13 protein-coding genes are annotated in these 17,300 nt (G+C 38.7%); 5 read left to right on the top strand and 8 right to left on the bottom strand.

Features of this window, described 5'->3' with window-relative positions:
* Positions 1-27: 27 nt before the first annotated feature.
* Together AC4CUY_RS02720 and omp38 are read right to left on the bottom strand one after the other, a co-directional pair.
* Entirely contained in the window at positions 28-483 is a 456-nt protein-coding gene (locus AC4CUY_RS02720; RefSeq protein WP_490773640.1) for an OmpA family protein, read from the bottom strand.
* 117 nt (positions 484-600) lie between these two features.
* Positions 601-1,632 (bottom strand): outer membrane protein Omp38, encoded by a 1,032-nt coding sequence (gene omp38 / locus AC4CUY_RS02715; RefSeq protein ID WP_056514838.1) that lies wholly within the window; start codon positions 1,630-1,632, stop codon positions 601-603.
* Positions 1,633-2,116: 484 nt separating this feature from the next.
* Here omp38 and AC4CUY_RS02710 point away from each other — a divergent pair, with 484 nt between their 5' ends.
* Together AC4CUY_RS02710 and AC4CUY_RS02705 are read left to right on the top strand one after the other, a co-directional pair.
* Positions 2,117-2,539, top strand: a complete 423-nt coding sequence (locus AC4CUY_RS02710) for a GspH/FimT family protein (RefSeq protein ID WP_490773639.1) — start codon at positions 2,117-2,119, stop codon at positions 2,537-2,539.
* 116 nt (positions 2,540-2,655) lie between these two features.
* Positions 2,656-3,831: a thiolase family protein gene (locus AC4CUY_RS02705; RefSeq protein WP_419359111.1), complete on the top strand. Its 1,176-nt coding sequence runs from the start codon at positions 2,656-2,658 to the stop codon at positions 3,829-3,831.
* A 102-nt stretch (positions 3,832-3,933) separates the two neighbouring features.
* On the opposite strand, the gene AC4CUY_RS02700 is transcribed toward AC4CUY_RS02705, so the two are convergent.
* Positions 3,934-6,651 carry a DUF2339 domain-containing protein gene (locus tag AC4CUY_RS02700; RefSeq protein ID WP_490773638.1) on the bottom strand — a complete coding sequence of 906 codons (2,718 nt, stop codon included), beginning with the start codon at positions 6,649-6,651 and terminating at the stop codon, positions 3,934-3,936.
* A 162-nt stretch (positions 6,652-6,813) separates the two neighbouring features.
* On the opposite strand from AC4CUY_RS02700, the gene polA reads away from it, so the two are divergent.
* Positions 6,814-9,576, top strand: coding sequence for a DNA polymerase I (gene polA, locus AC4CUY_RS02695; RefSeq protein WP_336953362.1), 2,763 nt, complete (start codon positions 6,814-6,816; stop codon positions 9,574-9,576).
* Positions 9,577-9,713: 137 nt separating this feature from the next.
* On the opposite strand, the gene AC4CUY_RS02690 is transcribed toward polA, so the two are convergent.
* The 5 genes from AC4CUY_RS02690 to ppx form a co-directional block, all read right to left on the bottom strand.
* Positions 9,714-10,283, bottom strand: a complete 570-nt coding sequence (locus AC4CUY_RS02690; RefSeq protein ID WP_004723028.1) for a YggT family protein — start codon at positions 10,281-10,283, stop codon at positions 9,714-9,716.
* Between the two features lie 26 nt (positions 10,284-10,309).
* Complete coding sequence (gene proC / locus AC4CUY_RS02685) at positions 10,310-11,140, bottom strand: pyrroline-5-carboxylate reductase (protein WP_336953363.1); 831 nt, start codon at positions 11,138-11,140, stop codon at positions 10,310-10,312.
* Positions 11,141-11,155: 15 nt separating this feature from the next.
* Positions 11,156-12,517: a tRNA lysidine(34) synthetase TilS gene (gene tilS / locus AC4CUY_RS02680; RefSeq protein ID WP_419359106.1), complete on the bottom strand. Its 1,362-nt coding sequence runs from the start codon at positions 12,515-12,517 to the stop codon at positions 11,156-11,158.
* Positions 12,454-13,278, bottom strand: a complete 825-nt coding sequence (locus tag AC4CUY_RS02675; protein WP_336953365.1) for an acetyl-CoA carboxylase carboxyltransferase subunit alpha — start codon at positions 13,276-13,278, stop codon at positions 12,454-12,456. The genes tilS and AC4CUY_RS02675 overlap by 64 nt, the downstream gene beginning before the upstream one ends.
* A 102-nt stretch (positions 13,279-13,380) precedes the next feature.
* On the bottom strand, positions 13,381-14,901 hold the full coding sequence (ppx, locus tag AC4CUY_RS02670) for an exopolyphosphatase (protein ID WP_419359104.1): 1,521 nt from the start codon (positions 14,899-14,901) through the stop codon (positions 13,381-13,383).
* 291 nt (positions 14,902-15,192) lie between these two features.
* Between ppx and trxA the strand changes: the two genes are divergently transcribed.
* Positions 15,193-15,519, top strand: a complete 327-nt coding sequence (gene trxA, locus AC4CUY_RS02665) for a thioredoxin (protein ID WP_004723035.1) — start codon at positions 15,193-15,195, stop codon at positions 15,517-15,519.
* 344 nt (positions 15,520-15,863) lie between these two features.
* Positions 15,864-17,132 (top strand): transcription termination factor Rho, encoded by a 1,269-nt coding sequence (gene rho / locus AC4CUY_RS02660; protein ID WP_336953367.1) that lies wholly within the window; start codon positions 15,864-15,866, stop codon positions 17,130-17,132.
* The last annotated feature ends 168 nt before the right edge of the window (positions 17,133-17,300 follow it).

The following is a 17,300-nucleotide window of genomic DNA, read 5'->3' as shown; positions in this document are numbered from 1 at the left end:
AGATTGAATTATGATGCTTTATCAAAATTACTTAATTTTTAAAGTCACTGTTGCCCGTCTATTTTTTACTCGACCTTCTGCCGTTTTATTATCAGCAATTGGCTTTATTGGTCCTAAACCAAGTGTAATCAATTGCTCTGGATTCACTTGATATTCATTTAATAGAAAATCTTTCACAATATTTGCGCGTGTTAACGATACTTTATTATTTGTAGCCAAAGAGCCTGTACTGTCTGTATGACCTTCAATGTAGAGAACAAAATTTTTATTGTCTTTCAATAATTTTGAAGCAACAGACAAAGCGGGTTTATACTCAGCTTCAATATCTATCGATTTCGGTTGAAAATATATAGACAGCCCATTTTTCAATGACTTCACTTCATTTGGATATTGTTTTTGGATTGAGACACGATTTGGATTTATTGATGTCGACGTACAGGCATTTAATGCCATGAGTACCAGTCCTAAAATGATATATTTCATCGTTAACCTGTAATTATTAATTTCTGATTCAGTTTTATTTAAATATTCTATAATTATAAGGACTTTAAATAAAAAAGCGACTCAATTGAGTCGCTTTTTTATTCACTAAATAAAGGATTATTTAGTTACAGTACGGCTACCAGTGATTGTCGCGAATACACGACGGTTCATAGCACGACCTTCTTTAGTTTTGTTGTCAGCAATCGGTTGATCCCAAGCGAAACCTTGAGTAGACAAACGAGATGCATCAATGTTGTACTCGCTTACAAGCGCTGATTTAACAGAGTTAGCACGAGCTAAAGATAAACGTTCGTTTAACTTACGTGGACCAGTGTTATCTGTATGACCTTCAATACGAGCAGTCGCATTCGGGAATGTAGTTAACGCATCAGCAACTTTAGCAACTTCTGGCTTGTATTGATCTTTGATGTTTGATTTGTTTGTATCAAAGAACACACGAAGTTCCATGTTCAAATCTTCAGTAAGAACTTGTGGAGCTGGTTCAACTGGAGTTGGAGCAACTGGAACCACTGGAGCAACTTCTACTACAGGAGCAGCAGGCTTCAAGTGACCACCAAGAACTACGTTAAGACCTGCAAGAGCAGTATAGTTCCAGAATTTTTCGTCAAAGTTATAAGTACCACGAGCTTCAGTACGAAGAGATAAAGCATCGTTTAAGCGCCAGAAAGCACCAACACCAGCATTACCTAAAGTACCTTCTTCGTTGTTATGGTAAGACATGTCATCAAGTTTATACTTGTAATGACCAGCACCTAACAATACATACGGTTTGATTTTGCTGTCATAGTTTTTAGTGATCAAATCAGAAGTAGCATAAAAGTTACCGTTGATTTGAGTTTGCTTGTATTCAGAACCAGCTACGCCAGTACCGTCAAGGTCACCTTTAACTTGGTTATATTCAGCTTCAAAACCTAACCATGGAGTAAGTTCTACACCAAGTGCAGCACCAACGAATAAATCGTCTTGTAATTCAGGGCCGTTAGTTAACTCGCCTTTATCACCACCATTGTTGTGTTGAGAGTCTTGGAAAGTGTAACCAAGTAGTAAAGGTGTAACAGTTACACCAGCATTAGCAGCAGCGAATGGAGCAGCAACAAGCATAGCAAGTGCGATACGACTCAATTTCATGGATATCCTCCAGAGATAACAATTGTTGTTCAAGCTTAGCCTAAAATTTATTGGCTATCCTGAGATAAATTTTAATACCCCAGTATTATTTTTAAGCTACTCACGTTGAATCATACAAACACTTGAGGCTTTTTCCAAGTGCTTGATAACTTTAATCAAGTAAATTATTGACAAAATTACTTACAATTTCCGTTGTAATTCGGTAACATTTTACTCAATTTTTTTGCGTGGATCGCTTATCTTTTTGCTACATGCATTTTAGCAGTAAAAGAAACCGATAGTAATAAATATTTTACTACGTTAACATTTCAATTAAATTTAATAGAAAAATCATTATTTTTCAAATAAAAAACAAGACTTAACAGAAGACCTAATGATGTATTTTTATTGTAAAGAGCAAGGTCTTACCTTATTCGAACTAATTACCATAATCTGTATTATTGCAATTATCAGCTTAATCTGCTTACCGCATTATCATAATTGGATGCAGAAACAAGAGATTAGGGCTGTTTCAGCACAAATACAGCAACATGTTTCTTATGCAAGAAGTCAAGCTTTGGTCCGACATACAACTGTGGTCATTTGTTCATCTGAAGATTTAATTCAATGTGAAAAAGACAAATGGAATAAAGGATTACTTATTTTTACAGATAAAAATAAAAATAAACAGATTGATGCTGGAGACCACATACTCCTAAAAACTGAAAATAAAATTAAATATGGCACACTGACATGGATTGGAAGTGCAAGCAGTAGAGATGCGTTAACTTTACAAGGTGATACTGGCCTACCCAGAGGTTCACCTGGAAGTTTCTATTATTGCAGTCAATATGATGTCGAAAATAATAAACGATACAAAATCGGACGAATGGGAGCTATAAATTTAGGACCACGACCCGAATGTTAAAAACTGTTCTCTACGGTCAGCATATATTCAATACCTAGACTTTATTCTTACACTATTTTTTATATACTGCTTAGGTTTTGGATATATTCACAGAATAATCATTTGGAGATAGAACAATGACTGACATCGTAATTGTTAATGGTGCCCGTACAGCTATGGGTGGTTTTCAAGGAAGTCTGACCAGTTTGACTGCACCTGACTTAGGTGCTGCGACAATTAAAGAAGCCATTGCCCGTGCTGGATTACAACCAAACGATGTACAAGAAGTCATTATGGGGTGTGTATTACCTGCTGGTTTAAAACAAGGTCCTGCACGTCAAGCGATGCGCAAAGCTGGCTTACCTGATACAACGGGTGCTGTAACCATTAACAAACTGTGTGGTTCAGGGATGAAAGCAGTCATGCAAGCTGCGGATTCGATCAAAGCAGGTTCGGCAGACGTCATTGTTGCTGGCGGAATGGAATCTATGACCAATGCACCGTATCTTCTTCCTAAAGCCCGCAGCGGATATCGCATGGGACATGGTGAAGTAAAAGACCATATGTTCTTTGATGGTTTAGAAGATGCTGAAACGGGTCGCCTAATGGGTTCATTTGCACAAGATATGGCAAATACAAAAGGCTATACACGTCAACAAATGGATGATTTTGCGATTCGTTCTTTACAGCGTGCACAAAAAGCTATTACTGAAGGTTGGTTTAAAGATGAAATCGTTTCTGTGACGGTTTCAAGCCGTAAAGGTGATGTTGTTATTGATCAAGATGAACAACCATTTAATGCCAATATCGAAAAAATTCCTACCTTACGTCCTGCATTTGCCAAAGATGGAACTATCACGGCTGCGAATGCCAGCTCAATTTCAGATGGCGCATCTGCACTTGTATTAACTTCTGCGGATCATGCTGCTGCAAAAGGGCTCCAACCATTAGCAAAAATTGTTGCATATGCTTCAAACTCACAGCATCCATCTGAGTTTACCATTGCTCCTGTAGGTGCAATCCAAAAGGTCCTGAATAAAACCGGTTGGGATGTTCAAGATGTTGATTTATGGGAAATCAATGAAGCATTTGCGATGGTCACTATGTGCCCAATCGATGAATTTAAACTGGACGCTGAAAAAGTCAACATTCACGGTGGTGCATGTGCCCTAGGTCATCCTGTTGGTTCTACAGGTTCGCGCATTATTTTGACCTTAATTCATGCTTTAAAACGTACTGGCGGTAAAAAAGGGATTGCGGCCCTTTGTATTGGTGGTGGTGAAGCGACTGCTCTAGCAATTGAAATTCTTTAAGTATCTCAATACTTAAACTTAAAAAGAGGCATTTACTATATAGTAAATGCCTCTTTTATTTTGCTTTCAACTGAACAACCTAAATTATCACTCAATCCATAATTAATGATTTAAATTTTTCTGATCAGGAATCGGGGCAATATAAGCAATAATCAGCATCACAAAACCCGCCCCCAAGAAAGAAACCACTCGAGTTAATGTTCCAATATGTGATAAATCAAATAGCACCAATTTTAAGGTGACAATCACCAAAATACTCCCCCCTAAAATCCATAAAGGACGTAAAAACTTACGACTGGCAAAGCTCATTGCGATAAAAGCTAAGCTCACCCAAAGCAAGGTTAAGCTCAGTTGTGTAGTGGCATCTTGCCATAGACTAAGTTGATTATAAGGTGTAGCAAAATACACATGTAAAGCTCTTAAAATAATATAGCTACTCAGCCACAACAAACTTAAAACACACAGAACAGCAAGTATCCCATGGTCTATTCCCTGCTTTATACCTTGCTTAAATTGAAGATACAGCATCCAGAAAAAACCAATTAACATGGCGATACTAACCAAATCAAATGGATTTAAGATTGGTAATAAATATCCTTGAAATGCTTGCTGTGAAAATAGCTGAGAACAAATCATCCAAATCAGCATCAGTAATAAACTACTTCGCGTCTGCCAGAACATCGTCCATTCTGATTTTTTCTGAAAGAAACACCATCCACAAAACACTAAAGGTAAAATGACTACGCTGATATAAGGCATCGTTGCAATCAAGCTAAGACTGCTTAGACTTAAACTAACTAAAACACCTAAACTTAGCCATTCACTTTCAAACTGTATCCCTTTTGCAGGTCTTAACCATACTGCCGCTAGCACTAAACCTGAAACTGCGATCCCCCATCGTTCAATATCACTAGTCCATAGCAACATGCCATCTTTACTAATATCCAATAATAAAATGAGTGTAAATACATAGACAGGAATTACCCCAATCCATTTTGGAATCAACCATGTTGATCGAGCCTTTAGCCATAACATCAATTCATTCATCAACAGATAAGCGACAACCACAATCAATACAGTGTATATATATCGATTTTCTCCCTCTAGGTGATCAAGCAATAATGCAAGAATCATCGTGGTTGCAGAAATCATCAGCAGGCTTAAAAACAAGGTCGTTACTGAACTGATCTGTTTGCGAAAATCATCACGACTATTTGCCAATAACACCACAGCGATATAGCTTAAACTTAAGCACCAATACATCGTGGTTGGAAAATCAGGCAATTCAAATAAGTAATAAAGGCTTGAACAACCTGCAACAATCAACAAGGCTATCGCCATATAACGACTGATCACTGATTGTCGATATAAAGCAAAGCCAAAAATACATAAGCCTTCAACAGCCCAACCCACCACGCTCCACTGACCATGCAGAAGAATCGGTGGAATTAAAGCAATAAAGATCAATGCCAAACTAAAATAACTTTGAGAAATCAGTTGAATAGATTGATTACGTTTAGAAAGTTGGTAAATTCCTGCAAACACCACAGCAAAACCAAGGCTAAATCCAGCAAGGATAAGCTCTTGGTGAAAATACATTAAATATATAAATAAATAGCCAATTATCGGTGCCCCAAAAATCAACGCAACATCTAAACTGGGTTTAAGTTTAAATTGCTCCAGGTCCTGTTTGGCGATCAATTGACTGAATCGAAAACCAAGCCAAATGAATACGGAGAGATGTGCAAAAATGAGTATTGTGAGTAACTGTTTTTCTTGAATATATCCATAATAGAAAGCATAACCACCACCAATGATGACTGTCACTAAAAATCCGATCTGATTTAAATATTTCCAAGGTCTTAAGGTACTAAGTACAGCAATTGCAATGTTAATCACTAAATAATAAGCCATCAGTTCCGCCACCGTTGCATTTCGCACAGGCAACGTAAATGGCGCAATATATGCGATAAGGACTGCCATCAATGCCAATTCCACGCTTTGCTGCTTTAAGCTTAAACTCAGTGTCAATGCCATAATTACAGCAAAACATAAACTTGCCAGATAAAGACTCGGAAGCAACTGATTGTAATAGGCAAAGAATAAGGTTAAAAATAATCCAGCAAGCCCCAACCCCTCTATTGCTAAGGCAAAACTACGATTTTTATTTTGTAGCAACACTCCCAATGTGGTGATTGCTCCACTGGACAAAGCAACGATTGAAAGTTTGACTGCTAAACTTAATTGCCAATGCTCTGTCGCAAAACGTAGCAATAACACAATGCCAATCACCAAAACCAAGATCGCAACTTTTAAAACAGGATTTCCTTGAAAAATCCATTGGCGAATTTGTCCCATTAAGTTCAGGGAAGAGTCTTTATTCATCGCTATACTTTGTTTAATCGATAGCGGATGGTTTAAATCTGGGGATGTATGTTCTGAAAAGTTCAAATGTTGAATTTGTAATTGTACTTGAGTTAAATAACGCTCTAAACGGCGTAACCAGCGTAAGAAAAAGAAAATCCAAGCTGTGAGACCTAAACCAACCATCCAGCTCAAATGCAGTGTTAGCCCTACAACAGCAACAATCGAAGAAATATACAAAGGCACTTTTGAAGTGCTTTGTAATGGAAATAATGTCTGCTGTGCAATCTCTTGCAATGGATCTTGAATCGCATCAACATACTGCATCACACTCATGACAAATGCTAAACCACTGATGTATGTCAATATTCGTGCATCCAAAAACCATGCACTGACTGCAATAATGATCAACATCATTAACCAAATGATACGAATTTCACTCTGCCCTTTGAGCATATTTCATCTTTCTCGATCCTGAGTAACTCGATAATACAACAGCCTTGCTTGATGATTATGTGAATTCATCAGATATTCAGTAACACAAGGATGACTGTTGCATCTTCGCAAGCGTAAAAAATCACGTACAATAAAGCGGTTATTTGAATTAGGAAAATATCAATGCCACCATTTGTATTGGTCGATGGGTCATACTTTTTATTTCGTGCTTTTCATGCACTCCCACCTTTAACCACATCAACTGGATTACAGACCAATGCGATTCGTGGGGCAATTTCTGCAATTCAAAAACTGATGCGTCGTGTGCAACCAACACATATGGCGGTTATTTTTGACACACCTGAACCCACCTTTCGTCATGTGCTGTCACCGATATATAAAGGTGACCGTCCAAGCATGCCAGAAGAATTGTCACAACAAATTCCTTATTTGCATGCCTTGATCCGTGCTTTAGGTATTCCATTACATACGCTTCCTGGTGCTGAAGCTGATGACATTATTGGAACCTTGGCAAAACGTGCTGAAAAAGCTGGTCATCAAGTTTTGATTTCTACGGGTGATAAAGACATGGCCCAGTTGGTCACTGATAAGGTTACCCTTGAAGACAGTTTTAAAGACAAACCGATGGATGTCGATGGTGTAATCGAAAAATTTGGCGTCCGCCCAGATCAAATTATTGATTATTTAACCTTAATGGGTGATGCCTCTGATGGTATTCGTGGCGTACCGGGTGTAGGTGCAAAAACTGCCGCTAAACTGTTAAATGAGTATGGTACGATTGCTGGTATTTTGGAAAATGTTGATAATATCAAAGGTAAAGTTGGACAAAGTTTAAAAGACAATGTTGAAGGAATTACGCTTGATCATCAATTAGCAAGTATTGTTATCGATCTCGATTTAAGTTTGACCTATGATGATTTAAAGCTGTGTGAACCTGATGTTGAAGCATTGCGTAGTTTGTATACTGAACTTGAATTCCGTAATCAATTACAATCGCTTGATCATCCCAATAATCCAAATAGCCCCGCCTATAAACAAACAACTCAAAGTATTAGCAAAACCGAACAACCTGTTGAAAGTGAAATTACAGATCAAGCCACAAGTTCAAGTGTTGATGACCGTCTTGGTGAAGCCACTTATCATACTATTTTAAGTCAAGAAGCATGGGATAAGCTCTTCCAACGCTTAAGCACAGAAAAACGTTTTGCAATTGACACTGAAACCACAAGCTTAGATTATCGTATCGCTGAAATGGTTGGTTTTTCAGTAGCTTTTGATGCCAATGATGCTTATTACATCCCCTTAGCACATGATTATGAAGGTGCTCCTGAGCAACTCAATCGCGATGCGATTATTCAGCAAATCAAACCGATTCTTGAAGATCCAAGTATTGAAAAAATTGGACATCATTTAAAATATGATGCGCATATTTTTGAAAATCACGGTATTCATTTACAAGGTTGGTATTTTGACACCATGCTGGCCTCTTATGTATTGAATGCAGTGACAACACGCCATGGTATGGATGATGTTGCGCGCGTTTATCTGAGCCATTTGACCACAACTTTTGAACAAGTTGCAGGTAAAGGTGCAAAACAAAAGACCTTTAATCAAATCGAGATTGAAACCGCTGGACATTATGCAGCAGAAGATGCACATGTCACATACCGCCTATATGAAGTTCTGGAACGTAAGCTGAAAGAAATTCCTGAACTGATCAATATTTTACATCACATTGAAATGCCTGTAGCCAGTGTTTTGGCAACCATGGAAGAAAATGGGATAGAACTTGATCTAAGCTTCTTGGATCAGCTCAGTGTAGACTTTGCCAATACCATTCAAAATCTTGAAAATCAAATTATCGAAATTGCAGGCGAATCTTTTAATGTCGGTTCACCCAAACAAGTCGGTGAAGTTTTATTTGAAAAATTAGGCTTAAAAGGTGGCAAAAAAACCGCAACGGGACAATACAGTACCTCTGAAGCAGTTTTAGAAAAAATCGATCATCCAATTACTGAACTAATCATTGAGTATCGTGGTTTAACTAAGCTTAGAAGTACCTATACCGAAGCCTTAGTGAAACAAGCCAATCCCGATACCCACCGCGTCCATACCAGTTACCATCAAGCATTAACAGCAACAGGACGCTTGTCATCAACCGATCCAAACCTACAGAACATTCCGATACGTGAGGAAATTGGTCGTCAGATTCGTAAAGCCTTTATCGCACCTCAAGGTCGTGTACTTTTGGCAGCCGATTATTCACAAATTGAATTACGTTTAATGGCGCATTTCTCACAAGATGATGCTTTAGTTGATGCTTTTCAAAATGGGCAAGATGTACACCGTCGTACAGCATCTGAGGTCTTGGGTGTCGCGCTAGAAAATGTGACCTCTGATCAACGCCGCCAAGCGAAAGCTGTTAACTTTGGTTTATTGTACGGTATGTCTGAGTTTGGTTTGATTCGTCAACTGGGCTTTACTCGTGAAGAATCGCAAAACTATATTAAGCAATACTTCCACCGTTATCCGGGTATCTATGAGTATATGCAACGTACCCGCCAAGTCGCACTGGAACAAGGTTTTGTAGAAACCATTACAGGTCGTCGCTTATATACACCAGATATTGATGCTCGAAATATGATGGTGCGTAAAGGTGCGGAACGTGCTGCGATTAATGCCCCACTCCAAGGCTCTGCTGCTGAAATTATTAAAATGGCGATGATTGAAGTCAATAAAATCTTACCTCAAAATCAGGCGAAACTTTTACTTCAAGTACACGATGAATTGGTGTTTGAAGTTGATGAGGCTATTGCAGATAAATTGGCTGCACAGATTAAAGATGTGATGCAAAAGGTCGTTACCTTATCGGTACCTTTAGTTGTTGAAGTCGGTCAAGGCAAGAATTGGGGTGAAGCACATTAAGCCTTTAGACTATTCCCTAACTTTCTAGAAAAAGTTAGGGAGAGATCATCTTTTGTTGAAAACATACTCAATATTATATTTTTAATACTCACAAAAAAAGGACTCTATTGAGTCCTTTTGCTATTTAAACTGGTAAGTTAAAGGCCTGTTAACAACGCAATCGCAGCATAATCCATAACTTTTTCAGCAATGATCAATGCCAAAATCGCTAGAATTGGAGAAAGATCAATCATTCCCATATTTGGCATGATACGGCGGAACGGCGCCAATAATGGCTCGGCAAGCTCTTGAATCACTTCAATATAAGGTGATCTCGACTGGGTAAACATCACCACCCAACTAAGAATAATGGTCGCAAAAATTAAATAGCGACAAAAACGAATCAGGTCTTGGATCATGGTTACAAAAGTTAGAATGATCAAATGTACAGGACTATTAGGTATTGCACCTTGCAAGTACATCATTCCAAAAATCTTAAGCAGATATAACACCACCAGCAAAACTAATGCAGCTGTATTTACTCGCCCTTTGGCTAAAGGCGGAAAAATTCGACCAAACATATCCACAATTTTTGTCGCTTTGACTGTCGACATCACCACTGGATTGTATGGACTCACCATGGCCAATTGCATTAAAAAACGAAAGAATACGAGCAAAATCGCTACGTTAATAATAATGCCAAAAATTTGCGCAGAATTTGCACCCATACTGGAACGTTCCTAAAAATCAATAATTATTTAATGCTGTCACTTAATTCTTGAGCCAGTTCCTGACTACGCTTCTGCGCAGCAGCTAAAGCTGTCTGAATATTTTGAGAAATTTGAGCACGATCAAATACTTCTAAAGCAGCTTGTGTAGTACCGTTTGGAGAAGTCACATTTTTACGCAATTCCGATGGCGCATTTGAGCTGGTAATTGCCATTTGTGCTGCACCAAGTGCTGTCTGTAAAGTTAAAGCGGTCGCAACCTTTTCATCTAAACCCATATTTTTTCCAGCGCGAATCATGCTTTCCATCATATAGAAGAAATATGCAGGGCCTGAACCAGAAACAGCAGTCACAGCATCAATTTGCGCTTCAGAAGTCACCCAGATCGTTAAACCTGTCGAAGCAAGTACTTGTGTTGCCAATTCGCGGTCTTTAACACTGACCTCTTCTTGAGCAAAAATACCATGTGCACCAGTTTGAACCAAAGCAGGTGTATTCGGCATAACACGAACAATACGCTCACTACCCGTTAAGTCTGAAATTGTTTGAATTTCAGCACCTGCAACAATTGAGATCAATAATTTATCTTCGAGTAAACCTTTTAATGGTTTAAGCACTCCACCCAAAACTTGAGGTTTTACAGCAAAAACAACGATATCGGCGTTTTTAATTGCTGCGATATTATCGTCAGTCACATGCACATCTTTTTCTTGTAGCAATTGTCGAATATTTTCAAAGGGGTCAGAAACTGTAATACGTGTTGCAGGTAATCCACGACTCAACAAGCCACCGATTAGGGCTTGTGCCATATTCCCACCACCAATAAAAGTAATATTACAATTTAACGCTGCACTCATGAATCACGCTCGACCTTAGTTTTTTAACTCAGAGATTAAATTTGGTTGCCATCCACCCACTTCACAATATTCAGATTGCGCCAACCAAAAACCATTTGGTGTAAACACACCAAGCATAACATTATCTACACTTAATATTTGAATTGTATGACGCATCCACGGAAAAATATGTGCTTCTTGAATAGCTTTTTTCAAAGGCCAAGCACCTACTCTGCCATAAAGATGAATTTTTTCACCACCTAAACGCGGCTTTAATGTTAGCTTATGATTGAACAGTGCAAAAGCCAGGCCCATTTTAGAGCTTTCGATCTGAAACACACCAGATGTGAATTGTAGTTGTTGATGAAGCTGAAATTGAACTTCCTGTTCTTGAGGCAATTGTTTAGATTTTGACGCTAAATATTGGTTTTGCTCAATTCGGTAAAGCTGATTTTGATAGCGTAAATAATAAAAATGATTCCAATGTAAAGCGGCTTGCGCATCTGTCTTAGATTCAATTACCTCATCTTGTAGCCTTTGCACCATGTCCAAAGCTGGGCGATATGTCCCTTCACCTTTCATCCACATTGAGAGAAGTTGCCGCTGTCTAGCAGGGGAAAGTGATGCCAATTTGGCTAAATCCAATTGTGTAGGATGACCACAGAACTTTAAATCCTGCTGTACTACCTCATTGAGAATTTCATCAGCATCTTGCATTAAATAGCTAGTACGTGCCAATGCTTGCTGCATTTTAGGATAACGACTTTGCAAAATATGCCAAAGTTCATGTCTACACCATGCACGGTCATAATGTATATCTAAATTAGAAGGATCATCCACATAATCGATTTTCAGTTGCTCAACCCATTGGCAAATCTGCTCACGGGAAGTATCAAGTAAAGGCCGCCAGATCAGCAATTGATCGCGCTGATCGATGGATTGCATTGCTGATAGACCTGTAACCCCCGCACCTGACAACAAGCGTAACATTAACGTTTCGGCCTGATCTTGCTGATGGTGAGCAAGAACCAATACCTCATTTTTATCTATATGCTGAAAATAAGCCTGATAACGCACTTCACGTGCTTGATTCTCAAGATTGCCTTGAGCGACTTGAACTGGCTGAAGAATATAAGGAATATTAAGCGCTGTACATTGTTGAGCAACAAAATCAGCCCACTCATCACTGACTTTTTGCAGTTGATGGTTGACATAAATTGCACGAATTCGCTCAGGAAAAAGCTGTGCCATCAGATGTAGCAATAGCATGGAATCCATACCACCGCTACATCCGATTAAGAAACGGGTATCTTCAGGAAATTGAGAATACTGTTTTAAGAAGCAAGACCTAAATTGTTGCTGCCAAACTTCATTAAACGTTGATAACGTGCTTCGCATCGTTCTTCCGCAGTCATTGGCTGTAATTCATCAAGCGCTTGTTTTAACACATCCTTAAGTTTTTCCATAACCTCAAAAGGATGCAAATGAGCGCCATCACCCTCATCAACCACATATTCAACAATGCCAATTTCTTTCAGTTTATTGGCAGTTAATGCAAGTGCTTCACTGGCTTGTTCAGCTTTATCCGCAGTTTTCCATAGAATCGATGCACAACCCTCAGGAGAAATCACAGAATAGATACTGTGCGAAAGCATAATGACGCGATCAGCAACACCAATCCCCAAAGCACCACCAGAACCGCCTTCACCCAAAACTGTCGCAATCACTGGCACTTTAAGGCTTGAAAGTTGCGCCAAACTTGTTGCAATTGCTTCCGCTTGACCACGCTCTTCAGCACCAATACCAGGGTATGCCCCCATCGTATCGATAAAAGTAAATACAGGAAGGTTAAAGCGTTCCGCCATATCAAGTAAGCGTTGAGACTTTCTGTACCCTTCAGGATTACACATCCCAAAGTTATGCTGTAATTTTTCACGCGTACTACGACCACGGTGTTGACCCACAACCATCACTGGTAGACCGTTAAAACGGGCCAAACCACCCACCATTGCACCATCATCACCATATAGACGATCACCATGCAAGGTATCAAATTCAGTAAAGATTTCGCCTACGTAATCCAAAAATTGCGGACGCTCAGGGTGACGTGCAATTTGAACCGTTTTCCAAGCTTGAGATTGAGCAGCTTTATTTTTCATAAGTCGAGTATTATCCCTAATTCACCGATGGATTACGCATCGGAAGTTTAGGTTTAAGTGATATGAAATGATTGATCATTCCATCATCACAAAACCTTTAAGTTAATCGATAAACTGTTCCGACTGAATATTCAATTCAATGTCCCAATGCTTAAATTGCACTTGCTCATCATGCAAATCTGCAACCAGCAATGGCCATTGTTTGGCATCACCAGAAACGCTGAGTTGCCATTGTTGCTCATTCTCTACCGCCAATTCAATGGCAGGAAGCATCTCATCGCTACGACTATGATTCAGTAAAACAGCAAGACGGAGTAACAAACACAAGTACACAAGCTTGTTGCCGCCCACTTTTAGCACTTCTAATTTGGCATCTACTCGCAATTTACGACGATGATGAGCGACCAAATGTGACAAATGGTTTTGATCAATTTGTGAAAAACCAGGAATGTCTGAATGTTGTAATAAGTAAGCACTGTGTTTTTGATAACCACTATGGCTAATGGCTAAGCCCATCTCATGCAAATAAGCAGCTCGACGCAAAAGATCACTATCATCACTGTTTAAATTTAATGTACTAGCCACGGCATTAAACAAATGTTGTGCTGTTTCTACGACACGCTCAGCTTGTTTTGCATCTGCACCATAGCGCCCCATCATTGCCTGTACACTACGATCCCGAATATCTTCATGTTGGAAACGGCCTAATAAGTCATACATTACACCTTCACGTAATGCCCCATCAGAATATACCAGCTTATCAATATTCAAGACTTCAAAAACAGCATAAAGGATCGCTAAACCCGCAGGTAATACAGCTCGACGGTCTTCTTTTAAGCCTTCAAACTCCATATCTGAAATATTTTTAAATTTCAGCAATTTATCTTTTAACTTTTCTAAACCTTCTCGAGTAAGATTTTCTTGCTCATCACTCCAGCCCATATTGACAGCAATTTGACGACACGCTTTGATGGTTCCACTAGAACCGACCACAGTATCCCAACCCGCAGCTTTATAGGTATTTGCAATCGAAGACAATTCTTTTCGTGCGGCAACCACAGCTTTATCAAAAGCCTTGTTATTAATATCGCCCTCGGCAAAATAGGCTTTAGTAAAAGCAACACAGCCCATTTGTAAAGATTCGGTATGAATCGGCTCAAACTCTTCACCAATAATCAATTCAGTAGATCCACCACCAATATCGATCACCAGACGACGACCACTATTAGCCATAGTATGCGATACACCCAAGTAAATAAGTCGAGCTTCTTCTCGTCCCGCAATAATTTCGATGGGTTTTGGCAGGATCTCAGCTGCTTTTTGAATAAATTCATGCCCATTTTTAGCTTGACGTAGCGCATTTGTCGCTACAATTCTGAGGCGAGTGGGCTGTACTGAACTTAAACGTCCAACAAAACGCGCTAAGCAAGCCAAGCCTCGTTGCTGTGCAGCTTCAGTTAAGTTTTTATTTTCATCTAATCCAGCCGCAAGCTGAACCTTTTCTGACATAGAAGCAACTTTCTTAACTTCACCATGATCCACACGAGCAATTGCCAAATGGAAACTATTTGACCCCATATCAATCGCGGCAAGTAATTCTTCATCAATCAAAAAATCAGACATTATTTATACAAACTCATACTGAATTGTTGCTTAGATTAATTCACATACACGCTTTTTAAAAGCCATTTATTTAGACAATTTGATGAGTCATTATTTTTTCAGCATATATGACAATTATGTGACAGTTTCACTGATTTTCTAAAGATCCGATTGTAAATATCGTGAGCATCAATTGGACAAACTCACAAATTAGAATGAAAATTTAAGCATCCCCCTACATTGTTAAAGATGACTATGTAATACTTATATCCATAGATAGATTCATCTTTAAAATATTTTGGAGCAAAATCCATGTCTGGCAATATCGTAAATACCACTGATGACAACTTTGATGCAGATGTACTTCAATCTGATATCCCTGTAATCGTAGATTTCTGGGCTGGCTGGTGTGCACCGTGTAAAGCGATTGCACCAGTTCTTGAAGTACTTTCAACTGAATTTGAAGGTAAAGTTAAAATCGTTAAAGTTGATGTGACTGCATGTGAAGCAACTGCTGTCAACTATAACATTCGTAACATTCCAGCGTTATTGATGTTCAAAAATGGTGAAGTTGTTGCTCAACAGATTGGTGCAGTGCCAAAATCTAAATTAACTGCATTCATTGAAGAAAATATTTAATTTGCTGAATTTATACATTATTTGTATAAATCTAGGAAAATGAGAAATACGCTTGATTTTCTAGCGTATTTTTTTTCGACTATAATTTGACAAACTTGTTGATCTAACTTATATTCCATGCTCAAGGAACATTAGGATTCTCTTCCTGTTTCTTAAAGGACAACACATAAGATCGCCGTTCGGCAACAGAAATTGTTTTACATATTTCTCCTCGAAAGAACTACATAGATTCTGAGTTTGTTTTTGTGTCTATACAACTTCAACTCACCTATTACACTGCTGGCGACTTTTGCTTCTTTTCTCTTTATCTGTGTTCCACACATCCTTATTCAATCTGACCATTTATGAATTTAACTGAACTCAAGAAAAAACCGATCGGCGAACTCATTAAAATTGCTGAGTTTATGGGCCTTGAAGGAATGGCTCGTAATCGTAAGCAAGACATCATTTTTGCCATCCTCAAACGCCATGCAATGAATGGCGAAGAAATTTTTGGTGATGGTGTTCTTGAAATTTTGTCTGATGGTTTCGGCTTTTTACGTTCCGCTGCAGGTTCTTATCTTGCAGGTCCGGATGATATCTATGTTAGTCCTTCACAAATTCGTCGTTTCAATCTACGAACGGGTGATACGATTACAGGTACGATTCGCCCACCTAAAGAAGGTGAACGCTACTTTGCATTATTAAAAGTTAATCAAATTAACTATGACACTCCTGAAAACTCACGCAATAAAATTTTATTTGAAAACCTCACACCACTTTTCCCAACTGAGCAATTGGTTATGGAATTGGGTAATGGTTCTTCTGAAGATTTGACAGCGCGTGTAGTGGACTTAGTTGCACCCATTGGTAAAGGTCAACGTTCAATTATCGTAGCACCGCCAAAAGCGGGTAAAACAATGTTATTACAGAACATTGCTCAATCTATTGTGCGTAATAATCCTGAATGCTTCTTGATTGTACTTTTGATCGACGAACGTCCTGAAGAAGTAACCGAAATGGAACGTACTGTGCGTGGTGAAGTTGTTGCATCAACATTTGATGAATCTCCAGCTCGCCATGTCCAAGTTGCTGAAATGGTGATTGAAAAAGCCAAACGTCTGGTAGAGCACAAAAAAGATGTTGTAATCTTACTTGACTCAATTACACGTTTAGCACGTGCTTATAACACGGTTGTTCCTTCATCTGGCAAGGTACTTACGGGCGGTGTTGATGCACATGCCTTAGAGCGCCCTAAACGTTTCTTTGGTGCTGCACGTAATATCGAAGAAGGCGGTTCTCTCACCATTATTTCTACCGCCTTGATTGAAACAGGCAGTAAAATGGATGAAGTGATCTACGAAGAATTCAAAGGTACAGGTAACCAAGAAATCATTCTTGATCGCCGTATTGCTGAAAAACGCGTCTTCCCAGCAATGAATATCAAAAAATCGGGTACGCGTCGTGAAGAGCGTCTCATGAATGAAGAAAATCTACGTAAAGTATGGATTCTTCGTAAACTTCTTCATCCTATGGATGAATTAGTGGCGATGGAATTCTTATTAGATCGAATGAAAGAAACCAAAACAAATGATGATTTCTTTGATCAAATGAAACGTAAAGCTGCGAACTAATTCGATAAGTATTTAAAAAGGCTACTTTAATAGTAGCCTTTTTATTTGGTTGACATTATTTACATAAATATACAATCACCGAGCTTCAACGTTACAGAACATTGCAAATATTTAAATATATAAATTGTTGACCAATATTTTTTATATTTATTAATAGCTTATTTATCA

This window comes from Acinetobacter sp. 778_lipA (assembly GCF_058242985.1).
Note: the sequence above shows the minus strand (reverse complement) of the source record. Positions and strands in the feature narration are given on the sequence as shown.